This window comes from Actinokineospora sp. UV203 (genome assembly GCF_056323665.1).
On record NZ_CM150484.1, the window covers coordinates 3,658,256 to 3,677,146 of the forward strand.

Consider the following 18,891-nt stretch of genomic DNA (forward strand, 5'->3'; position numbering starts at 1 on the left):
CCGCACAATTGTCGCCCGATGGCCGCCCACCGAATGGCGCAAGCGGCCGGGTTAAAGAACCTTGCCGCTGGTGGACGCCCTGCAGGCCGGGGCGCTACGGACCGCCGAGCCCACCGCTTCCTTTATCGGAAGCCGTTTCCGGTCAAAGGAAGTTATTCCTTGCCCGCCGCGCCGCGATAATCTTTGGTGACGATCAGGATAAGACCAGGACTCGAATCCTTGATGCCGTCGAAACGCGGCTCGGAGCGAATACCGAACTCCGCCGCCAGCGCCCGCGCGGCAGCCTCCTCGGCGGTGCCGGGAACGAAGTACACGGTCGTCGTCGGGATGATCCCCTGCGAGTAGTTCCCGGTCTCGATGACGTTCCAGCCGTGGCCGGAGAGATCGTTTTGCGCACGGGAGGCCAAGTCGGCGATCGTGCTGTTGTTGTAGATCCGGACCGGTTGGTCCTTTGTGGACGGTGTGCCCGGCTGACCCGAGCCCGGCGCGGGCGCGGTACTGGCAGGCGGGGGCGTCGTGGCGGGTGGAGCGGTCGTCGTGGTCGGCGCGGCCGAGGACGACGACGTGCCCGAGGACGACCCTGAGGTCGATGGCGGCGCGACGGAGGGCTGCGACGCGGCGGGCGCCGAACTCTGCGGTTGTTGGCCTGCCTCGCTGTCGCCGTTGCCGCCGAGCAGTGTGACGACACCGAGAACGGTGGCCACGGCGGCGACACCGATCAAGACGAGACCGGCGATCTTGCCCGGACGCGCCACGGACGGGTCTGTGGTCATCGCGATTCCAATCCCAGTCTCCGCACGGACCGCGCGCTGTACCTGGTCGACCGCATCCGGCGCAGTCGCTTCACCAGCATCGGGTCGACGGCCAAGGCTTCGGTCTTTTCGATCAGGTCGTTGAGTACCTGGTAGTACCTGGTGCTCGACATCTCGAACAGCTCGCGGATCGCCTGCTCCTTGGAGCCCGCGCACTTCCACCACTGTCGCTCGAAAGCCAAGATCGTGTGATCTCGCTCACTGAGCCCGCTGGACGCTTTCGCCCGCGTGGGTCGCGGGTCCGAAAAGGCCGATGCCTCAGCGGTGTTCATCTGGCTCCTCGCCTCACGGTCTGGCGAATCCGTGCTCCCGCACCGGAATCACACAGGTGTGATCCTCAGGCGCCATTACACCACGTCACCACCCGATGTGATCGTCATGTCCTCGGCGCGTCCGTCAACGCGCAATAACTACCCTGCCCGTATGACAGTTCACCCGATCCGGATCGTCGGCGACCCCGTCCTGCACGCTCCGACCACGCCGATCGACCGGTTCGACGACGAACTCAAGACTCTGGTCGCCGACATGTTCGAGACGATGGAGGCGGCCAACGGCGTCGGCCTGGCCGCCAACCAGATCGGGTTCGCGCGGCGCGTGTTCGTCTACGACTGCCCGGACGACGATGGCGTGCGGCACCGCGGCACGGTGGTCAACCCCGTGCTGACGACGTCGGAGATCCCCGACGGCATGCCCGACCCGGACGACGACTACGAGGGCTGCCTGTCGGTCCCCGGCGAGTCCTTCCCCACCGGCCGCGCCGACTGGGCGAAAGTCACCGGCCAGGACGTCGACGGGTCGCCCATCGAGGTCGAGGGCACCGGCTTCTTCGCGCGCTGCCTGCAGCACGAGACCGACCACCTCGACGGCTTCCTCTACCTGAACCGCCTCGTCGGCCGCAACCAGCGCGAGGCCAAGCGGGCAGTGAAGGCGAACAAGTGGGGCGTCCCCGGCCTGTCCTGGGACCCGTCCACCACCGAAGACCCCTTCGCCGACGACTGACCCGCGAGTCGCCCCTTCCAGCGAACGAGTCGCCCCTTCCAGCAACCGAGTTCAACCGTCGGGCAAGTGAGTTCAACCGTCGGGCAAGTGAGTTCGACGTTCAGGCAGTGCGTGTGCACGCCGGTGACGGGCCAGACCGCGCGAACGTCGAACTCACTTGCCTGACGGTTGAACTCACTTGCCTGACGGTTGAACTCACTTGCCTGACGGTTGAACTCGGTTGCCGGAAGGGGCGACTCGTTTGCCTGGCGGGGCGACTCGCGAAAAGGTGTGGCGAGCTGGGGTGGGGGTGTCGCACCATGCCTGGGTGACTTGGTCCGGTTTCCTCGCCTTCCTCATCGCCTCGTTCCTGCTCGCCATGGTGCCCGGGGTCGGCACCGCGATGCTGCTGCGACAGGCGATCCGCGGCGGCCGCCGCGGTGCGCTGGCGACGATGGCGGGTATGGAGGTCGGCGTCACCGTGTGGGCGGTCGCGGCCGGGCTGGGGTTGTCGGTGCTGCTGGTGGCGTCCGAGATCGCCTACCAAGGGCTGCGGATCGTCGGCGTCGGTGTGCTGGTCTGGTTCGGCGTCAAGGCGTTGTTCGGCAGACACGAGCACACCGAGACCGAGGTGACGGGCGGTTCCGGTTTCCGCGCGGGCCTGCTGGTCAACCTGGCGAACCCGAAGCTCGCCGTGTTCGCCATCTCGTTCCTCCCGCAGTTCGTCTCCCCCGATGCGCCGAACTGGGTGCTGCTCGCCCTCGCCGGGCTCTGGGTGGTGATCGACACCGTCTGGTACCTGCTGGTGATCGCCCTGCTCACCCGCGTGATGGGGTGGCTGCGGCGCACCGAGGTGCGGACGCGGCTGGAGCGGTTCTCCGGGGCCGTCCTGATCGCGCTGGGTGTCCGGCTGGCGCTGGAGACCTAGGCCAGGGCCCGCCACGGCAGGTCGGGCAGGGCGGCCATCTCGGCGTACGAAGCGGTCGATGTCAGCTCGTCCTCGCGGTCGGCTAACAAGAAGGTGCGCACCCGCTGGGCCTGGACCTTGCTGATCGGCTCGCCGGTGAGCAGGAACGGCAGCGACAACCGCCAGTACGCCACCTGGGTGTCGCGGCGGCGGTGGGCGGCGCGCAGGCCGGCGATGGTGACGCGCAGGGAGTGCTCGTTGTACGTCATCGCCGTGGGCATCGCGGCGTAGTCCCACGCCCATCGGGCCTGGTCGGCGCCCGCGCAGGCCAGGCAGCCGCTGTCGCCGGTCCCCAGTTCGGCCCGGCACGTCGGGCAGACCGTGAGCCGCAACGCCCAGTCGGTGCAGGTCCACGGGAAGGCGCCCGGTTCGGCGCCGAAGACGCGGGCCACCAGGTCCCGCTCCTCGGGGTCGCCCGCGACGACGCCTTCGGTGTCGAGCAGCGCGGCCCAGTCCGCTGTCCAGTAGGCGTCCACACGCTCCGTGCAGGTCGCGCACACCAGGTAACCGCGGCCTATGAGTTCGCCGCATGACGTGCAGGGAACGGCCGAGGCAGGTCGTCCGAGGCGCCGGGCTCCAGGCGGGTACGGCTGCGGCATGTGAGGAAGATTAGTGCTCGGTTGGCAACGCCGCGTCCGCCGACTAGGTTCGAGTGGACAACTGCACAAAAGAACGCGGGAGCTCGCGCCATGGCGGGCTGAGAGGGCGGCTGGTGTCCACGTCTTGGACCCGGTGCCGCCGACCGATGAACCTGACCGGGTAATGCCGGCGTAGGGAGGATTTCCGTTGACCGCTCTTGACGACCGTTCCGTGCGGCCCACCGTGACCACCGGCCCGATCATCGGGTCGCACAAGGCCTACCGGGACGTGGGCGATGGCCTGCGCATTCCGATCCGACGCGTGGACCTCACCAACGGTGAGCAAGTGGATCTGTATGACACCTCCGGCCCATACACCGACGAGAACGCGACCATCGATGTCCACAATGGACTCGACAAGCTGCGGGAGAGCTGGATCGCCGAGCGGGAGCCGGTGAACGGCGCGGTGACGCAGTTGGCCTACGCCAAGGCCGGGATCATCACCAAGGAGATGCGGTTCTGCGCCGAGCGCGAGGGCGTGACCCCCGAGTTCGTCCGCGACGAGGTGGCGATCGGCCGCGCGGTCATCCCGGTCAATCGCAACCACCCCGAGTCCGAGCCTGCGATCATCGGCAAGAACTTCCTGGTCAAGATCAACGCGAACATCGGCAACTCCGCCGTGTCGTCGTCGATCGAGGACGAGGTCGACAAGATGGTGTGGGCGGCTCGCTGGGGCGCCGACACGATCATGGACCTGTCGACCGGAAAGCGGATCCACGAGACCCGCGAGTGGATCATGCGCAACTCGCCCGTGCCGATCGGGACCGTGCCGATCTACCAGGCGCTGGAGAAGGTCGACAGCGACCCGTCCAAGCTCACGTGGGAGATCTACCGCGACACGGTGATCGAGCAGTGCGAGCAGGGCGTCGACTACATGACCGTGCACGCGGGCGTGCTGCTGCGCTACGTGCCGCTGACGGCCAAGCGGGTCACCGGCATCGTCTCACGCGGCGGGTCGATCATGGCCGCGTGGTGCCTGGCGCACCACAAGGAGAGCTTCCTTTACACGCACTTCGAGGAACTCTGCGACATCCTGCGCGAGTACGACGTCACCTTCTCTCTCGGCGACGGCCTGCGCCCCGGCTCGATCGCCGACGCCAACGACGAGGCCCAGTTCGCCGAGTTGCGCACGCTGGGCGAGCTGACGCACATCGCGCGCGCCAAGGACGTCCAGGTGATGATCGAGGGCCCCGGCCACGTGCCGATGCACAAGATCGCCGAGAACGTCCGCCTCGAAGAGGAACTCTGCGGCGAGGCGCCGTTCTACACCCTCGGTCCACTCGCGACGGACATTGCCCCTGGGTACGACCACATCACCTCCGCCATCGGCGCGGCGCAGATCGGCTGGCTGGGCACCGCGATGCTCTGCTACGTCACGCCGAAGGAGCACCTGGGCCTGCCCAACCGCGACGACGTGAAGGTCGGCGTGATCACCTACAAGATCGCCGCGCACGCCGCCGACCTCGCCAAGGGCCACCCGCGCGCCCAGGAACGCGACGACGCGCTGTCCAAGGCGCGTTTCGAGTTCCGCTGGCAGGACCAGTTCAACCTCTCGCTCGACCCGGACACCGCGCGCTCGTTCCACGACGAGACGCTGCCCGCGGAACCGGCCAAGACGGCGCACTTCTGCTCGATGTGCGGCCCGAAGTTCTGCTCGATGAAGATCACCCAGGACGTGCGCAAGTACGCCGAGGAACACGGTCTGTCCTCTGTGGAGGCCATCGAGGCGGGCATGGCGGAGATGTCGACCGAGTTCGTCGACCACGGCAAGCAGGTCTACCTGCCTGTCGTCGACACCAAGTAATGCGAACGCCGCCTCGCGTCCTGACCATCGCCGGGTCCGATTCCGGTGGTGGCGCGGGCATCCAGGCCGACCTGCGGACGTTCTTCGCCTGCGGGGTCCACGGGATGACCGCGATCACGGCGGTGACGGTGCAGAACTCCCTTGGTGTCACGGGAGTCCACACCATCCCGCCGGAGGTGGTGGCCGCGCAGATCGAGGCGGTCGCGACCGACATCGGCGTGCAGGCGGCGAAGACGGGCATGCTGGCCACCGCGGAGATCATCTCCGCGGTGGCCGCCGCCTGCGACCGAGTCCACATCGGACGGTCCGGAACCCCGCTGGTGATCGATCCGGTGGCCGCGTCCATGCACGGAAACCCACTGCTGGCCGGGGAAGCACTCGACGCGATCCGCACCGAGCTGTTCCCCCGGGCCAGCCTGGTCACGCCCAATCTCGACGAGGTGCGGCTGCTCACCGGCCTCGACGTCCGCACCCGCGAGCAGCAACGCGACGCGGCGAAGGCGTTGGCGGACTTCGGCCCGCAATGGGTGCTGGTCAAGGGCGGCCACATGTGGGACGACGCCGAGTGCCTGGACTTGCTCTACGACGGCACGGATTTCATCGAGCTGATCGGCCCGCGCTACGACGTCAAGCACACGCACGGCAGCGGCGACACGCTCGCGTCATCGATCACCGCGGCCCTCGCCAAAGGCAACGACATGGTGAGCGCGGTCAAGGCGGGCAAAGACTTCATCACCCGGTCGGTGCGCGCGGCATACCCGCTGGGCGGTGGCGTCGGCCCGGTGTCCCCGCTGTGGCGGCTGCCCGATGCCGGTGATTTTCTGACGCCCTAGGGTGTCCGGGTGATCACGCGCGAAGCAATCCGGGTACTCGTCACGCACCGACGGTTTCAGCAGTTCATCATCGCCGTCATTCTGCTCAACGCCGTCACGCTCGGCCTGGAGACGTCGAAAGCGGTCGTCGACCAGGTCGGCACCGTCCTCACCTTTCTGGACCGCGTCGCGCTGGCGATCTTCGTCGTCGAACTCGCACTCCGGCTCTACGCCTTCGGTTTGAGGTTCTTCCGCGACCCATGGAACGTCTTCGACCTGATCATCGTCGGGATCGCCGTGGTCCCCGCGAGCGGCCCGTTCTCGGTGCTGCGCGCGATGCGCGTGCTGCGGATGCTGCGGCTGATCTCGATGGTCCCCGCGATGCGGCGCGTCGTCAGCGGCCTGCTGCGGTCGATCCCGGGGATGATGTCGATCATGGCGCTGCTGGCGCTGATCCTCTATGTCGCCGGAGTGATGGCGACCAAGATGTTCGGGCCGGTCCAGCCGGAGAACTTCGGCGACCTCGGCACGTCGTTGTTCACGCTGTTCCAGGTCATGACCGGTGAGGCGTGGCCGGACATCGCCCGGGAGCTGATGAAAGAGCAGCCGATGGCGTGGATCTTCTTCGTCGTCTACATCCTGGTGTCGAGCTTCGCGGTGCTCAACCTGTTCATCGCCGTCGTCGTGAGCGGCATGGAACAGGAGATGACCGACGACGTGCTGGAGGCGGAGGAGAAGAACGCCGCCGCGCAGGCCGCGTCCGACCAGCTGCTGCTCACCGAGATCCGCGCACTGCGCGAAGAGGTCACCGCGATGCGGACGCTCGCCGAGGAGCGTTAGGACTTCTGTTCTTCTGCCAACAGGGCTTCGAGGACGGGGATGGCCGCGACCAGCCGTTCCATTTGGTCGGCGGGCAGCCGCTCCAGCCTTCGGCCGAGCTCGTGCACCCGCGTCGAGCGGACACCGGAGACGACGCGCTCGCCTTCCTCGGTCGCCTGGACCAGGAACGCGCGCCGGTCGGCGACGTCCGGCTCGCGGCGGGCCAGGCCGGACTCGACCAGGCTCGCGACGATCCGCGACATGGTGGGGGCGGCCACGCCTTCTTTGCCCGCGAGGTCGCCCAATCGGAGCTCGCCGCAGGCGACCAGCGTCGACAGCGCGGAGATCGAGCCGTGCCCGAGGCCGGGGCTGCCCGAGCGGCGCAGCGAGCGGGACAGTCGCCCGATGGCCAGGTAGAGACGCGCGGGAACGTCACCCGCGGTCTGCTCGGCGTCCGATGTCATACCTCATTGTGCCGCGCGCCACCCGAGATTCATCGGGGAGGGCTCGATGCCTGGGCCCAGAACCGCTGCGGTATGCGGCCCGCCTGCCGGGCGAGGCGGCCCGCGACGACCGCGGAGCGCATCGCCGTGGCCATCTTCTCGGGGTCCGTGGCCCTGGTGACGGCTGTCGCCAACAGCACCGCCGAGCAGCCCAGCTCCATGGCGAGCGCGGCGTCCGATGCGGTTCCGATGCCCGCGTCGAGGATCACCGGGACCCCGGCACGGGCCACGATCAGCTCGATGTTGTGCGGGTTGCGGATGCCCAGACCGGTGCCGATCGGCGACCCGAGCGGCATGACCGCGGCGCAGCCGACCTCCTCCAGCCGCAGGGCGAGAACCGGGTCGTCGTTGGTGTAGGGCAGCACGACGAACCCGTCGTCGACCAGGGTGGTCGCGGCGTCGAGCAGGTCGATCGGGTCAGGCAGCAGGGTTTTGTCGTCGGCGATGACCTCGAGTTTGATCCAGTTCGTGCCGAGCGCTTCCCTTGCCAGGCGGGCGGTGAGCACGGCCTCGGCGGCGGTGCGGCAGCCCGCGGTGTTCGGCAGCGGGTCGATTCCCAGTCGCCGCAACACTTCCAGCACACCGGACCCGCCCGCGGTGTCGACTCGGCGCAGCGACACCGTGGTCAGCTCGGTGCCCGAGGCGACGAGCGCGCGCTCCAGCACGGAGAGGTTCGCGGCGCCGCCGGTGCCGGTGATCAGCCGGGAGGAGTACTCCCGGTCGGCGATGACCAATGGGTCGTCCATGTCAGCCTCCCTGCACAGCGGTCAGGATCTCCACGACAGAGCCCTCGGACACCGGCGCCCGGGCGTGGTCGGCGCGGGGCACCACCGCGCCGTCGAGCGCGACCGCGATTCCGTTGGCGGGCAACTGGAGCGCGGTGAGCAGGTCGGTGATCGTGGTTCCGTCGGCGACCTCGCGGGGGCTGCCGTTGAGTTCGATCCTCATCGCGTCCTTCCTTGCGTGGTCCGGAAACGGGACGGGTCGGCCGCTCGTGCGTACTCGGGGGCCGCGCCGTCGCGCAGGATGTGGAGGACCGCGGCGGCGGTCGCCGGGGCCAGCAGCAGACCGTTGCGGTGATGTCCGGTGGCGGCGAGCACGCCGGGTTCGAGCCAGCCGATGAGCGGCAGGTTGTCCTTGCTCCCGGCGCGGAGACCGGCGGCGCATTCGGTCAGCGCGTACTCGGCGATGCCCGGCAGGACCTGCTCGGCGTCGGAGAGCAGGTCACGGACACCGCCGACGGTCACGTCCTCGTCGTAGCCGACCTCGTGCTGGGTCGCGCCGAGAACGAGTTCACCGTCGGCCCGGGGCACGAGATAGACCGGCCGAGACTCGACGTGCGCTCGGATCGTCCGCGTGGGCAAGGGAAGCGTGCCGTGCCGGGTGCGCAGCCGCAGAATCTCCCCCTTCACCGGCCGCGTCACGGCTTCGAGGGCCGGGTGCAGTCCGGTGCTCCAGGCGCCTGCGGCGATGACCGCCACCGAACAGTCCATAAAGGACTCACCGAGTTCGACCAGCCCCGGCCGCACCGCCGTCGCCCGCTCGGCCACGAACTCGACCCCGGCCTCGGCGGCCGCTTGACGCAGCGCGAGGAGCAGGTTCCTGTTGTCCACCGCAAGATCGCCAGGAACGGATAGTCCACTTCGGACACGTGGTCCGATCGTCGGCTCCAGGGCCCGCACCTGGCGGCCGGTGAGCCGCTCGACCACACGGCCCAAGTTGAGCAGGTGGTCCGCGAGAACATCAAGCGTGCCGACATCCGCGGCGTCAAGCGCCAGTGCGAGGGTTCCCTCGGTCCGGAGACCGATCTCGCCGAAGGGCTGCAGCTTTTGGGCGAAATCAGGCCACTGCGTGAGCGATTCGGCACCCAGAGCGAGAACGTCTTCCTCGCCGGGCCACGACTCGGTGACCGGCGCCAACATCCCGCCCGCCACCCAGGAAGCTCCCCGCGTCGGCAAGGGGTCGATCAGGACGACCGGGTACCCGGACTCGGCGAGCCGCCAGGCCACGGACAGCCCGATAACGCCACCGCCCACAACGGCGACGCGCTCGTCACGCATGTCTTTCACCACCATCACGCTCCCTGCGCCGGCATGACCCGGATCAGGTTCGACGGTCGGAGCGATCCAGCTCCCTCTCAGCCCGTACCCGGACTCCCGTGCGACCAGCCTCCACCGTAGCGCACTACCGTCAGCTTCATGCCAGGACTTGATGGTGACCAGATCAGGCGAAAGCTCGCGGAAGCCCGCCTCTACCTGTGCACTCCCAACCGCCCGGACCTCGCGGCGTTCGTAGACGCGGCCCTCGCAGGCGGCGTCGACATCGTCCAACTGCGAGACAAGTCACTGGAAGCAGGCCCAGAGCTGCGCGTCTTGGCGGAACTCGCCGAGGTCTGCGCCGCGCATGGGGCCCTGCTGTCGGTCAATGACCGCGCGGACGTGGCGTTGGCCGCCCAGGCGGACGTGCTGCACCTGGGTCAGGACGACATCCCGGTCGCCCTGGCCCGCCGCATCGTCGGGGACGACGTCGTGATCGGCCGCTCAACCCACGATGTGGCACAGGCCACAGCGGCGGCGTCGGAGCCTGGCGTGGACTACTTCTGCACCGGCCCCTGCTGGCCGACCCCCACCAAGCCCGGCCGCACCGCCCCCGGCCTCGACCTGGTCCGCGCGACTGCCGCGATGGGTCCAGCGCGCCCTTGGTTCGCCATCGGCGGCATCGACGGCGACCGACTCCCGGAGGTTCTAGCCGCCGGCGCGACTCGCGTTGTCGTCGTCCGCGCGATCACGGAGGCCGAGGACCCGAAAGCCGCCGCGCAAGCGCTTGTCAAGCGTCTGACCACCTAGATTCCACCGTCGCCCGCGCTCTCGTGAAGACCTTCGACCAATTCAGGCGCAGGGTCATGGCAGGTCACGCCACCGCAGATGAGTCGGCGTCCAGCATCCGGGTGGGGTTGAGGACAGCAGAGGAGTGACGAACGCGTCGGCAAGGTTGGCGGCCGTGTCGAGGGTCTGGTGGTGCTCCAGTCCGGTGACGCCGTGGGCGTCGCGGGCATAGCCTGTCCGCCATGTCTCGCCGCCGGGAACATGGAACTCAGCGGGCAGGACCAGCACGGTGCCGCGTCGCAGGCGGCGGTTGACCTCGGCGTGCAGGGCAGTGTGCATCATGGCGCCGTCGATGGTCTCGCTCAGAATGATCAGTAGCAGGTCGACCAGGTCGTGTGAGCGCGAGGACGGGATGGCCTGCGGGCCGTGCCGCTCGTACATGGCGGAGATTTTGTCCGCGACGTGGTCGATGATCGGGTACAGATGGACATCCGGCCATTGCCCATCTTCCAGGCCGGGTACGCACGACCGCAGGCAGCGGGTGGTGGGCTGACCGAACGGCGAATGGCCGACGACGAGGTCGACGCTGATCGTGTTCAGCGCGGTACGCCCGTAGTGCTGGACGAATCGAACACGGCGAGCTTGCCCGCCTTTCGACGCGGTCGCGGTGTCGCGATAGACGTAGCGGAGATGGTCGCCGAGGTCGAGAGCGGCGCCCGCACGAAGGACCGCGACGGCGTCGTCAAGATCGGCGTTCGACGACGACAGGTGGAGCAGATCGAGATCTCGGGTGTGACGGGCCTGCGGATAGCGACGGAGGAGGGCTTGGCCTCCCTTGACCAGCCAGCCATCAGCGTCATGAGTGGCCAGACGGGCCAACAGCCGGTCATAGACGTAGCGCTCGACCAAGCTCGTACTGTTTTGCCCGGTGGTACGGGCGTGGTTTTGGGCTAGGTGATTGAGCCGTCGCCGCGCCGCGGCGGGTGAATCCACCAGGGTGAATCCATCAGGGTGAGTCCTCGTCGTCCTCGCCAGGCATCGCCGCGGACCGCGCGGCCTCGGCGCTCGCGGCCGCTAGCGCCGCGTCCATGATGTTCGATGATCGCGCCGAGTCCGGCAACCCGAGCGCTCGAAGCAGATCGGCCTGCCGGTGGAGCACCTCAAGCTGCGACAAAGACCCGAGAAGGCCCTCGACTTGCGACTGCGGCTGCGGTAGGGCCTCCAACAGCCGCGCGAGCGTACCCATACCCGACAACGGCCCGGACAGCTTCCCGAGAAGCTCCGCAGCCGGAACGGCCCCTTGAAGGGATTCCAGCACCTGCGCGAGTCCAGCATTGATCGACATAACCGACATGGGCGGGGATGTCCTGGGCAGCGTTGCCAAGATGTTCTGTAGGTCTGAAGTGCGTACGAGTCCGTCGGGGGCGACAAGATCGGCGAGGCTGCGTCCAGCCTGAGCGAGCAGGTACTCGATTAGGCCCCGACCGTTACCTCGGGCCAGGCCATATCGACGCGCGTACGTTCCTGCCCTATCAGCCAACTGGTCGAGGTCGACCAGGCCGCGGCGAGCGGCGTGGTAGATCATCGCGCCGACGTGACCGCCGTCGACGTGGTCGGCCAGGTGGTCAACGATGGTGCGCGGCACGGTGGTCACGGGTAGACCGTCGACGATTTCAACATCGTCCTCGGTCAGCTCCGCACGACGCGGACTCACGTCCTGCTCGCGGGTCACCCGCCGTCGCGGGACCGTGATCTTGACGATGTCCGCGCGAAGGTCGCCGATGTCGTGGATCAGGGCAGCCGAGCTGTGCGAGATCACCCCGCCGTCGGGGTCGAGATCCGGACGATCCCAGGCCGGGACAGTCGGGTTCAGCGCGAGCCACACAGCCTTGGGCTGGAGGTGTTTAGGCATGGTGGCTGCCGTGGCGAGGTAACAGCCGCGGCGAACCCTCTCGAGCAGACCCGCCTCGACGGCGCGCTGCAGCGTCATACCGTCCACGCCCACCGTCTTGGCCTGGGCCGCAGTGATAAGACCCCACTGTTCGGTGGTGTGGTCGGCCATCGCCTCCATCGCGTTCACCAGGTCCACACAACGATTATCACATACCAAGCGCAACGTTAGTAACCCATAGATGTTACTAACGTTGCTCTCGACATGTGATTTTCGATGCTGTCATTGGTAGTCGGGTCAGCCGCCAGGAGCATAACCGATCACAGAGGGAGGCGTAGTCCTTCGTCGACAGGATGAGCTGATGCCAGCCGAGATCGACAAGCTTGCTGGGCGACAACCCCTCGCCCAGGTTGACGGCGGCCGCGGCCAGGAACGCCAACGCCTAATCGACAATTCGCTCGGCGAGATCGCTGTCGATGTCCGGGTGTTCGGCGGCCACCCGCGTGGCCAGACGACACCACCGATTTCCCGGGGTGAAACGGCTAGCGCGATGGGGTGGATTCCCCCGCGAAGTAGCGCGCGGAGGTGTGCGGCTTCCCTAGCGTGGGCCCAATGGGAGCGAGGAACCGAGCGGGCGCGCGTGAGCTGGGCGATCTTCTGCGGAGCTACCGGGAGGCCGCGGGGCTGACTCTGCGCGAACTCAGCCCGAAGCTCGGGTATTCCACTGCCTGCTTGCACCGGTTGGAGACCGGGTATCGCGGGACGACCACAGAGACCGAAATCGTGCACTACATGGCAGCCTGCGGCGCCCACTACAAGGACGTGCGGAAACTGATCGACGCCTGCCGGGCGAGAAACGATGATCGCGGGTACTGGCTGTGCCCGCACGGGCAGTGGATGGGCCATTCGCTGCGATCATTGATCTTCCACGAGAGCAGCGCGAGCAAGTCCGTCAGCTACGAGCCGGAGCTGATCCCTGGTCTGTTGCAGACCGAGGCCTACGCCCGCGCGTTGTTCGACCGCGCCGACATCTCGGAGGAGCACCGCGCAGCGCGCGTGCAAGCGCGGATGGAGCGGCAGCGCATCCTGTTCCGCAACAACCCAGCCAAGTTCATCTTCTTCATCCAAGAGCGGGCGTTGCGGTTGGAGGTCGGCACCTACCGGATCATGACCGAGCAATTGCTCGCGATGCTCTTCCTTGCGGACCAATGGAACATCTCGATCCGCATCGTGCCCACATCGGCTCGCGACCGAGCCTCGCTTGGTGGGCCGTTTCAATTGTTCGGCTTCCCGAAGTACCGCACTCTCGCCTACCTCGACGGGCCTGTCGGGGGCCTGTTCCTGGAAGACCTCGACTATGTCGGCGCCTACCGCTCCCTCAACCGGCAGCTAGCCGGCCTCGCGCTCGATGCGGGAGAATCCCGGGTGCTCCTCGCCAAGCTGGCGGATGAGTACGACCGGGCGGAAGGCAGCTGGGATGACGCGAGCCAGATGGCGCAAGAGCAGCTTTAGCGATGTTCCCGAAGGTTCCTGCGTCGAGGTCTCGCTCGATCTCGATCACGCTGGAATCCGCGATTCGAAGAACACCACTGGTCCCACGGTCACCGTGACCGCCCAGTCCTGGGCCACTTTCGTCACGCATCTGGCTCGCGACTAGCACCCGGGAGGCGGCAGACATGTCCGTCGCCGACCTGGGTGCCGCCCTTCGGAAGGCCCTCGCGGACCTGCCCATCGCGCTCGTACATGACGCCATCCGCTTGCTAGGAGAGTCACGCGCTGCGCTCGATCAAGTAGCCCACGGCAGCCACGCACCCGAGCTCCCCCGCGCGGTCACCCAACGGCAGGACGGTGAAGAACAACTTCGACAGGCACTCGCAGTCGCCGAGTCCGTGAACAGTCGTGTCGAGCAATACCTGACCGACATCGGAGCAGGCGTCACCTCGGCACCCCATTCGATGACCAGCACGTCAGTGGGGACATCGTGCCCCGCGCTACCGTCCGAGAAGGTCGCCGAACTCAGCGATGCCCTGCCACCCGCAGTGCCGAAGCCGAATCCGACCGGCAAGAAAACGCACGGGCGGTGGGTGGATGAAGAGGGGCGCATTCGCGAAGCAGTCAGCGGGCGCGACGATGATTCTGCCGAGGCGTGGCGAATACTGCAGGAAGCCAAGATCCCGCTACCCGCTGAGCCGGTCGCAGTGACCCACGTCGAGATCAAACTTGCCGCGCGAATGGTGCGAGATTCGCAGCGACACACGGAGGTCGTCATCAACAACCGGCCCTGCCCGGGTCGATTCGGGTGCGAGGTGTTGTTGCCGGCTATCCTGCCCGAGGGCTACTCCATGACTGTGCATGGTCCCGGCTACAGACAGACGTTCACCGGAGGCAAGAAACCGTGGTGGCGCTAGAGATCTGGTACGACCAGGATACCGCCAACGATCGTGGCGAGGGTGATCCCGCGATCGTCGTCGCGACTCCGGACGACCTCGACGCCTTCGTGGATCGAGTGTTGGAGGAGACCAGGTCTCATTCCGCGCCCCCCATGATCGAAGTAAGCGTCGCCGGTAATCCCACTTCGCCCGCGATGCACGTCGGTCTTGGTCAAGAACGTGGGTTCATCTTCTACATGGCCGCCGACGGTGGCTGGACCCGAGGCGACCAGAGTCGCGATGACGTCGTGACCTATGTGTACGTCGGCAGCGCCAGCGAGATCGCGGGCAATACCGAGGTTCCGCTCGCCGACGTCCGGCGCGGGCTTCGGGAGTTCATGGCGACGGGTGGCCGTCCCACCATCATCCGAACGTGAGTGTGGGCGAGCCGAGCAGGGTTGGCGGCTCGCCCACGGGCGCCCTCACGTTCGTCGCCAGTGGCGATAACGTGACGGTATTGCGCGATCACTGCCGGTAATAGGTCCGTTTGGCTGCACCCTTCACCCAGTAATTCACATTCACGGACCAGGCACACTGGAGCCGTGAACCTCGTGACGATCGACGACATCCGTGCCGCCGCGAAGCGGATCGCGGGTGCTGCCACCCGCACACCCCTGCTGACCTGCCTCTGGTCCGACCCGGACCGCCCGCTGTGGCTCAAGCCGGAGAACCTCCAGCCCATCGGCGCCTTCAAGATCCGCGGCGCCTACAACGCCATCGCGAAGCTCACCGACGAACAGCGGGCCAAGGGCGTCGTCGCCTACTCCAGCGGCAATCACGCCCAGGCCGTGGCGTACGCGGCGAAGATGTTCGGGGTTCAGGCGTGGATCGTGGTGCCCAAGGACACCCCGCAGGTCAAGGTCGACGCGACCCGCGCCCACGGGGCCGACGTCGTCCTCTCCGAGGTCGGGCAGCGGGAGGCGGTCGCCGACGAGATCGTCGCCGAGCGCGGTGCCACGTTGATCCCGCCGTTCGACCACCCGGACGTCATCGCGGGCCAGGGCACCATCGGTCTGGAGATCATCGCGGACCTGCCCGACGTCGACCTCGTTCTCGTTCCGGTGAGTGGCGGCGGGCTGATCTCCGGTGTCGCGGCGGCGATCAAGGCACTCCGACCAACGGCGCAGGTCTGGGCCGTGGAGCCAGAACTGGCGGCCGACACGGCGGCGAGTCTCAACGCCGGTGAGCTGGTGTCGTGGTCGGTGGACGACCGCAACCGGACCATCGCCGACGGCTTGCGCTCGCAGCCGTCGCCGCTGACTTTCGCCCACCAGCAGGCTTTCGTGGACGGCATCGTCACCGTCTCCGAAGACGAGATCCGAGAAACCGTCGCCCTCCTGGCGCACAAGTCGAACCTGGTCGCCGAGCCCAGCGGCGCGGTGGCCACAGCCGGGTATCTCTACCGCGCGGGCGAGTTGCCCAAGGGCCGCACGGTGGCCGTGGTCTCCGGCGGCAACATCGACACCGAGTTGCTCGCCGACCTGCTCAGCCGCTGATCCTCGACCGGCGCGCTGTCCGAGAAGCGTTGTGGCGCAATGAGATTGACGCGCTGCAGTTCGGGCACCGCATGGTCAGGCCCTCGGCCGCGTCGGTCAGGATCAGGTGTTCGGCGCGGCGGAGGTCGGTTCCCGGGTCGAGGCCGAGCTCACGGGCGAGCAGCAGCCTGCCCTCCCGGTACACCGCCAGCGCCTCCGCCCGCCGCCCCGACCGGTGCAGCGCGATCATCAGGTGCGCGCGCAGCCGCTCCCGCAGCGGATTGGCCGCCACCGCCACCATGAGCTCGGCGACCAGGTCGCGGTGGTGCCCCAGGGCCAGCTCCGCCTCGACCCGGTCCTCGGTCACCCGCTGGCGCAGCGCGTCCAGGCGCGCTGCCTCCTCGCGGACGATCGGGAGGCTTTCCTGGCCGTCGAACGCTGGGCCGCGCCACAGGTACAGCGCCCGGCGGAAGAGGTGCACGGCCCGGTCGTGGTCGTGTTCGGCGAGGGCCGTGTAGCCCTGGGCCGAGAGGTCCGCGAACCGCTCCGCGTCCAGTTCCTTGTGTTCGGCGAGAACGTATCCGCCGCCTCGGTGTTCCACCTCTAATCGCCCACCCAGCGCGCGGCGCAGGTGGTGGATATAAACCTGGATGGTCTTCGCCGCCGATCTAGGTGGCGCCGAACCCCACATCGCCTCCGCGATCCGGCCGACCGACACCGGTTCGCCCGCCCTGCCCAGCAGCACCGCCAGCAGGTCACGCAACCGCGGCGACAGCTCCACGACACGGGCCCCGTCGAGCGCCTCCAGCGCGCCAAGGACTCGGTACTCCATTCGGCCTCCCCTGTTCCAACCGTTCCACAACCGCCCCCCGGAACCGTTCGACGAGTCAAACCCGACGCGGCTCCCGCATCGGTATTCGGAAAATGGAGGTCAAATGGGACGGGTACTCAAGCAGCTCGCCCGGCTATCGGGGGCGGCGGTGATCGTCGCGCCGCTCATCGCGGTCGCCACGGCGGGCACGGCTTCGGCCGACACCTGGCCGTTCAACAGCAACTTCCGGCCGGACACGGGCTACCACAACTACTGCTACTCGGTGATCGACCCGTCGGACGCGGTGAAGACCCAGATGTACAACGCGATGGTCTACATGACTGACGCGACCGACGCGAACCGGCAGTACCACGCCACTTGCGATCTCGACGGCGCAGGCCAGACCGACGTCGTCTGGCGCGAGGAAGGCACCACCAGCGACTCGTGGATCGGCTCGGCGCAGTGCGTGGTGTTCTGGGCGAACACGTCCCCAGCCCGCTGCGACCGGTACTTCGTGAAGATCAACGGCGCGCTCGTCCGCGACTACTACGCAAGCTCGACCTACGAGTCGAACCAGTGGCGCAAGACCGCCTGCCACGAGCTCGGCCACACCCTCGGCCTGGACCACTACCCGTCGCCGTATGTCGACAGCTGCCAGCGCTCGGGCTGGACCGGGACGTCCTCGGCCGCGTGGACCCGCACGTGGACCGCACACCACCGCGACCACATCAACGCCTGGTTCTGATCGCCGATGCCTACAACGACCACCAAGGGAGCCGAAGTGAAGAAAAGGCTGATCGGGCCGGTGATCCTGCTGGCCGCCGCGCTCGGAACCGCGGCATGCGGCGCGTCCACCAACAGCACGACCGAGGCGAGACCAGCCGCCGCCGTGCAGCAGGCCGGACTTGACGTGAGCGTCCTGCGCGGCGCGGACAACGACGTCGAGCCCGCGGCCACTCCTGAGGCGCTGGTGAAGTCCAACCGCCACGACGCGATCGTCGCGGGCACGGTCGACGGCATCGAGCAGGGCCGGGAGACCTTCGACAGCGAGGCCGACCCGTACGCGCTGATGAACGTCGTGCTGCGGGTGAAGGTCACCGACAAGCTCAAGGGCGCCGACCAGGTCAAGAACGGCTTCGTCTACGTCGAGCTGTGGCAGGGCGGCCGCTACAACGACGCCACGGGCACGCCGGTCAACTCGCTGGACAAATGGCGCCAGTCGATCCCCGCGGGCACGCCGGTGATGCTCTTCCTGCGTGAGGACGACGGGAAGGCCAAGTCCCGCGACGCGGGCAAGGGCCTGCCCACGGGTGCGAAGCTGATGATCCCGGACGTCCTGGGCATCGTCTTCGAGGACGGCGGGAAGCTGCTCGGCGGCATCGAGGAACTCGAAGGCCAGTGGACCGAGATCAAGTCGATGAGCCAGCTGCGTGAGCGGGTCAGGAACGCGGTCGGCTGAGCACGCTGAGACGGCCGCCGCCGGGCAACCCTGGCGGCGGCCGTCGCGGCTTGATATGGGTGGGCGGCGTGTCCACCGCGCGCGTGCTGATCAACGTGGCCGGCATTGGAGAATGGCTCGTTTCGCCTTCGTGTGGGTGTCGCGCTGCCTATAGTCACGATCAAGAGCGTCCGACACTGGCGATTCGGGGGACGGCGTGAACGACAATGTTCTTGATCCGGACGGCGCCCGGGAGCGCCTGGCCGCGTGGAAGAGCCGCATCGACAAGCTGGCCGCCGACACCCAGGCGATGGGCGAGCGACTAGGGGCGGTGCGGGTCACCGCCAGTGACCCCGGCGGGATGGCCGAGGTCACCGTCGACTCGACCGGCGCGGTGGTGGACCTGCGGCTGACCGACCGGATCCAGCGGGCGGCGCCGTCGGTGGTGGCGCAGACCATCATGGCCACGCTGAGGCAGGCCCGGACCCAGTTGGCCGATCGGTCCCAGGAGATCGTCGCCGAGACCGTGGGAACGGAGTCGCCCGCGGCGCGGGCGATCGCCGAGAGCGTTGCCAGGCTGCGTGACATGCCTGCCGCGGATCAGGCGGCGGCCCCGCCGGCGCGCAACACCCGGCCCGCTGTCGACGACGACGATTTCGGTGACCAGTCCATTCTGGGGAGGGAGTGAC

24 protein-coding genes and 1 riboswitch are annotated in these 18,891 nt (G+C 67.9%); of the genes, 14 read left to right on the forward strand and 10 right to left on the reverse strand.

Annotation, left to right across the window (positions count from 1 at the left end; genetic code table 11):
- Nucleotides 1–152: 152 nt before the first annotated feature.
- Together ACUZ2Y_RS17225 and ACUZ2Y_RS17230 are read right to left on the reverse strand one after the other, a co-directional pair.
- Nucleotides 153–773, reverse strand: a complete 621-nt coding sequence (locus tag ACUZ2Y_RS17225; RefSeq protein WP_476320008.1) for a LytR C-terminal domain-containing protein — start codon at nt 771–773, stop codon at nt 153–155.
- A complete protein-coding gene (locus ACUZ2Y_RS17230; protein ID WP_476320010.1) occupies nt 770–1,084 on the reverse strand; it encodes a DUF3263 domain-containing protein in 315 nt (104 codons plus the stop codon). The genes ACUZ2Y_RS17225 and ACUZ2Y_RS17230 overlap by 4 nt, the downstream gene beginning before the upstream one ends.
- 151 nt (nt 1,085–1,235) lie before the next feature.
- Between ACUZ2Y_RS17230 and ACUZ2Y_RS17235 the strand changes: the two genes are divergently transcribed.
- Both ACUZ2Y_RS17235 and ACUZ2Y_RS17240 read left to right on the forward strand, forming a co-directional pair.
- On the forward strand, nt 1,236–1,811 hold the full coding sequence (locus ACUZ2Y_RS17235) for a peptide deformylase (RefSeq protein WP_476320012.1): 576 nt from the start codon (nt 1,236–1,238) through the stop codon (nt 1,809–1,811).
- A gap of 307 nt (nt 1,812–2,118) precedes the next feature.
- Nucleotides 2,119–2,718, forward strand: coding sequence for a LysE family translocator (locus tag ACUZ2Y_RS17240; protein WP_476320014.1), 600 nt, complete (start codon nt 2,119–2,121; stop codon nt 2,716–2,718).
- Here the strand turns inward: ACUZ2Y_RS17240 and ACUZ2Y_RS17245 are convergent.
- Nucleotides 2,715–3,233 carry a hypothetical protein gene (locus ACUZ2Y_RS17245; protein WP_476320016.1) on the reverse strand — a complete coding sequence of 173 codons (519 nt, stop codon included), beginning with the start codon at nt 3,231–3,233 and terminating at the stop codon, nt 2,715–2,717. The two genes, ACUZ2Y_RS17240 and ACUZ2Y_RS17245, sit on opposite strands and share 4 nt — an antisense overlap.
- A 310-nt stretch (nt 3,234–3,543) precedes the next feature.
- On the opposite strand from ACUZ2Y_RS17245, the gene thiC reads away from it, so the two are divergent.
- From thiC to ACUZ2Y_RS17260, 3 genes are read left to right on the forward strand one after another with little or no spacing between them, the layout of a single operon-like run.
- Complete coding sequence (gene thiC, locus ACUZ2Y_RS17250) at nt 3,544–5,199, forward strand: phosphomethylpyrimidine synthase ThiC (protein WP_476320018.1); 1,656 nt, start codon at nt 3,544–3,546, stop codon at nt 5,197–5,199.
- Entirely contained in the window at nt 5,199–6,032 is an 834-nt protein-coding gene (gene thiD / locus ACUZ2Y_RS17255) for a bifunctional hydroxymethylpyrimidine kinase/phosphomethylpyrimidine kinase (protein WP_476320020.1), read from the forward strand. Before thiC ends, thiD begins: the two co-directional genes overlap by 1 nt.
- Before the next feature lie 9 nt (nt 6,033–6,041).
- Entirely contained in the window at nt 6,042–6,851 is an 810-nt protein-coding gene (locus ACUZ2Y_RS17260; protein WP_476320022.1) for an ion transporter, read from the forward strand.
- Here the strand turns inward: ACUZ2Y_RS17260 and ACUZ2Y_RS17265 are convergent.
- From ACUZ2Y_RS17265 to thiO, 4 genes are read right to left on the reverse strand one after another with little or no spacing between them, the layout of a single operon-like run.
- A complete protein-coding gene (locus ACUZ2Y_RS17265; protein ID WP_476320024.1) occupies nt 6,848–7,294 on the reverse strand; it encodes a MarR family winged helix-turn-helix transcriptional regulator in 447 nt (148 codons plus the stop codon). The two genes, ACUZ2Y_RS17260 and ACUZ2Y_RS17265, sit on opposite strands and share 4 nt — an antisense overlap.
- A 29-nt stretch (nt 7,295–7,323) precedes the next feature.
- The gene (thiG, locus tag ACUZ2Y_RS17270; protein ID WP_476320026.1) at nt 7,324–8,079 is read right to left on the reverse strand and encodes a thiazole synthase; all 756 of its coding nucleotides are present in this window, start codon (nt 8,077–8,079) and stop codon (nt 7,324–7,326) included.
- Nucleotide 8,080: 1 nt separating this feature from the next.
- Nucleotides 8,081–8,281 carry a sulfur carrier protein ThiS gene (thiS, locus tag ACUZ2Y_RS17275; RefSeq protein WP_476320028.1) on the reverse strand — a complete coding sequence of 67 codons (201 nt, stop codon included), beginning with the start codon at nt 8,279–8,281 and terminating at the stop codon, nt 8,081–8,083.
- On the reverse strand, nt 8,278–9,393 hold the full coding sequence (thiO, locus tag ACUZ2Y_RS17280) for a glycine oxidase ThiO (RefSeq protein WP_476320030.1): 1,116 nt from the start codon (nt 9,391–9,393) through the stop codon (nt 8,278–8,280). Before thiO ends, thiS begins: the two co-directional genes overlap by 4 nt.
- Before the next feature lie 3 nt (nt 9,394–9,396).
- Nucleotides 9,397–9,503, reverse strand: a riboswitch (TPP riboswitch).
- Nucleotides 9,504–9,531: 28 nt separating this feature from the next.
- On the opposite strand from thiO, the gene thiE reads away from it, so the two are divergent.
- Nucleotides 9,532–10,179, forward strand: a complete 648-nt coding sequence (thiE, locus tag ACUZ2Y_RS17285) for a thiamine phosphate synthase (RefSeq protein WP_476320032.1) — start codon at nt 9,532–9,534, stop codon at nt 10,177–10,179.
- Between the two features lie 54 nt (nt 10,180–10,233).
- On the opposite strand, the gene ACUZ2Y_RS17290 is transcribed toward thiE, so the two are convergent.
- On the reverse strand, nt 10,234–11,151 hold the full coding sequence (locus tag ACUZ2Y_RS17290) for a nucleotidyl transferase AbiEii/AbiGii toxin family protein (protein ID WP_476320034.1): 918 nt from the start codon (nt 11,149–11,151) through the stop codon (nt 10,234–10,236).
- Nucleotides 11,152–11,164: 13 nt separating this feature from the next.
- A complete protein-coding gene (locus tag ACUZ2Y_RS17295; RefSeq protein ID WP_476320036.1) occupies nt 11,165–12,247 on the reverse strand; it encodes a type IV toxin-antitoxin system AbiEi family antitoxin domain-containing protein in 1,083 nt (360 codons plus the stop codon).
- A gap of 414 nt (nt 12,248–12,661) precedes the next feature.
- On the opposite strand from ACUZ2Y_RS17295, the gene ACUZ2Y_RS17300 reads away from it, so the two are divergent.
- The 5 genes from ACUZ2Y_RS17300 to ACUZ2Y_RS17320 all read left to right on the forward strand — a co-directional run bounded on the left by ACUZ2Y_RS17300 (nt 12,662) and on the right by ACUZ2Y_RS17320 (nt 15,974).
- Entirely contained in the window at nt 12,662–13,561 is a 900-nt protein-coding gene (locus ACUZ2Y_RS17300) for a helix-turn-helix domain-containing protein (RefSeq protein ID WP_476320038.1), read from the forward strand.
- Nucleotides 13,527–13,706: a DUF397 domain-containing protein gene (locus ACUZ2Y_RS17305; protein ID WP_476320041.1), complete on the forward strand. Its 180-nt coding sequence runs from the start codon at nt 13,527–13,529 to the stop codon at nt 13,704–13,706. The genes ACUZ2Y_RS17300 and ACUZ2Y_RS17305 overlap by 35 nt, the downstream gene beginning before the upstream one ends.
- 19 nt (nt 13,707–13,725) lie before the next feature.
- Nucleotides 13,726–14,457 (forward strand): DddA-like double-stranded DNA deaminase toxin, encoded by a 732-nt coding sequence (locus ACUZ2Y_RS17310; RefSeq protein WP_476320043.1) that lies wholly within the window; start codon nt 13,726–13,728, stop codon nt 14,455–14,457.
- Nucleotides 14,448–14,855 carry an Imm1 family immunity protein gene (locus ACUZ2Y_RS17315; protein WP_476320045.1) on the forward strand — a complete coding sequence of 136 codons (408 nt, stop codon included), beginning with the start codon at nt 14,448–14,450 and terminating at the stop codon, nt 14,853–14,855. The genes ACUZ2Y_RS17310 and ACUZ2Y_RS17315 overlap by 10 nt, the downstream gene beginning before the upstream one ends.
- A 165-nt stretch (nt 14,856–15,020) precedes the next feature.
- Entirely contained in the window at nt 15,021–15,974 is a 954-nt protein-coding gene (locus ACUZ2Y_RS17320) for a threonine ammonia-lyase (protein WP_476320047.1), read from the forward strand.
- Here ACUZ2Y_RS17320 and ACUZ2Y_RS17325 read toward each other — a convergent pair.
- The gene (locus tag ACUZ2Y_RS17325) at nt 15,964–16,785 is read right to left on the reverse strand and encodes an AfsR/SARP family transcriptional regulator (protein ID WP_476320049.1); all 822 of its coding nucleotides are present in this window, start codon (nt 16,783–16,785) and stop codon (nt 15,964–15,966) included. The genes ACUZ2Y_RS17320 and ACUZ2Y_RS17325 overlap by 11 nt on opposite strands.
- Before the next feature lie 103 nt (nt 16,786–16,888).
- Between ACUZ2Y_RS17325 and ACUZ2Y_RS17330 the strand changes: the two genes are divergently transcribed.
- The 3 genes from ACUZ2Y_RS17330 (at nt 16,889) to ACUZ2Y_RS17340 (ending at nt 18,890) form a co-directional block, all read left to right on the forward strand.
- Nucleotides 16,889–17,509, forward strand: a complete 621-nt coding sequence (locus ACUZ2Y_RS17330) for a metallopeptidase domain-containing protein (RefSeq protein ID WP_476320051.1) — start codon at nt 16,889–16,891, stop codon at nt 17,507–17,509.
- 36 nt (nt 17,510–17,545) lie between these two features.
- On the forward strand, nt 17,546–18,223 hold the full coding sequence (locus ACUZ2Y_RS17335) for a hypothetical protein (protein ID WP_476320053.1): 678 nt from the start codon (nt 17,546–17,548) through the stop codon (nt 18,221–18,223).
- A 196-nt stretch (nt 18,224–18,419) separates the two neighbouring features.
- Nucleotides 18,420–18,890, forward strand: coding sequence for a YbaB/EbfC family nucleoid-associated protein (locus ACUZ2Y_RS17340; RefSeq protein WP_476320055.1), 471 nt, complete (start codon nt 18,420–18,422; stop codon nt 18,888–18,890).
- Nucleotide 18,891: the final 1 nt, after the last annotated feature.

What these genes read in the sequence shown, in the direction of transcription:
- ACUZ2Y_RS17225 (WP_476320008.1), bottom strand. Translation starts at nt 773, where the DNA reads ATGACCACAGACCCGTCCGTGGCGCGTCCGGGCAAGATCGCCGGTCTC.
- ACUZ2Y_RS17230 (WP_476320010.1), bottom strand. Translation starts at nt 1,084, where the DNA reads ATGAACACCGCTGAGGCATCGGCCTTTTCGGACCCGCGACCCACGCGG.
- ACUZ2Y_RS17235 (WP_476320012.1), top strand. Translation starts at nt 1,236, where the DNA reads ATGACAGTTCACCCGATCCGGATCGTCGGCGACCCCGTCCTGCACGCT.
- thiD (WP_476320020.1), top strand. Translation starts at nt 5,199, where the DNA reads ATGCGAACGCCGCCTCGCGTCCTGACCATCGCCGGGTCCGATTCCGGT.
- ACUZ2Y_RS17265 (WP_476320024.1), bottom strand. Translation starts at nt 7,294, where the DNA reads ATGACATCGGACGCCGAGCAGACCGCGGGTGACGTTCCCGCGCGTCTC.
- thiG (WP_476320026.1), bottom strand. Translation starts at nt 8,079, where the DNA reads ATGGACGACCCATTGGTCATCGCCGACCGGGAGTACTCCTCCCGGCTG.
- thiS (WP_476320028.1), bottom strand. Translation starts at nt 8,281, where the DNA reads ATGAGGATCGAACTCAACGGCAGCCCCCGCGAGGTCGCCGACGGAACC.
- thiO (WP_476320030.1), bottom strand. Translation starts at nt 9,393, where the DNA reads ATGCGTGACGAGCGCGTCGCCGTTGTGGGCGGTGGCGTTATCGGGCTG.
- thiE (WP_476320032.1), top strand. Translation starts at nt 9,532, where the DNA reads ATGCCAGGACTTGATGGTGACCAGATCAGGCGAAAGCTCGCGGAAGCC.
- ACUZ2Y_RS17300 (WP_476320038.1), top strand. Translation starts at nt 12,662, where the DNA reads ATGGGAGCGAGGAACCGAGCGGGCGCGCGTGAGCTGGGCGATCTTCTG.
- ACUZ2Y_RS17305 (WP_476320041.1), top strand. Translation starts at nt 13,527, where the DNA reads ATGACGCGAGCCAGATGGCGCAAGAGCAGCTTTAGCGATGTTCCCGAA.
- ACUZ2Y_RS17310 (WP_476320043.1), top strand. Translation starts at nt 13,726, where the DNA reads ATGTCCGTCGCCGACCTGGGTGCCGCCCTTCGGAAGGCCCTCGCGGAC.
- ACUZ2Y_RS17325 (WP_476320049.1), bottom strand. Translation starts at nt 16,785, where the DNA reads ATGGAGTACCGAGTCCTTGGCGCGCTGGAGGCGCTCGACGGGGCCCGT.
- ACUZ2Y_RS17330 (WP_476320051.1), top strand. Translation starts at nt 16,889, where the DNA reads ATGGGACGGGTACTCAAGCAGCTCGCCCGGCTATCGGGGGCGGCGGTG.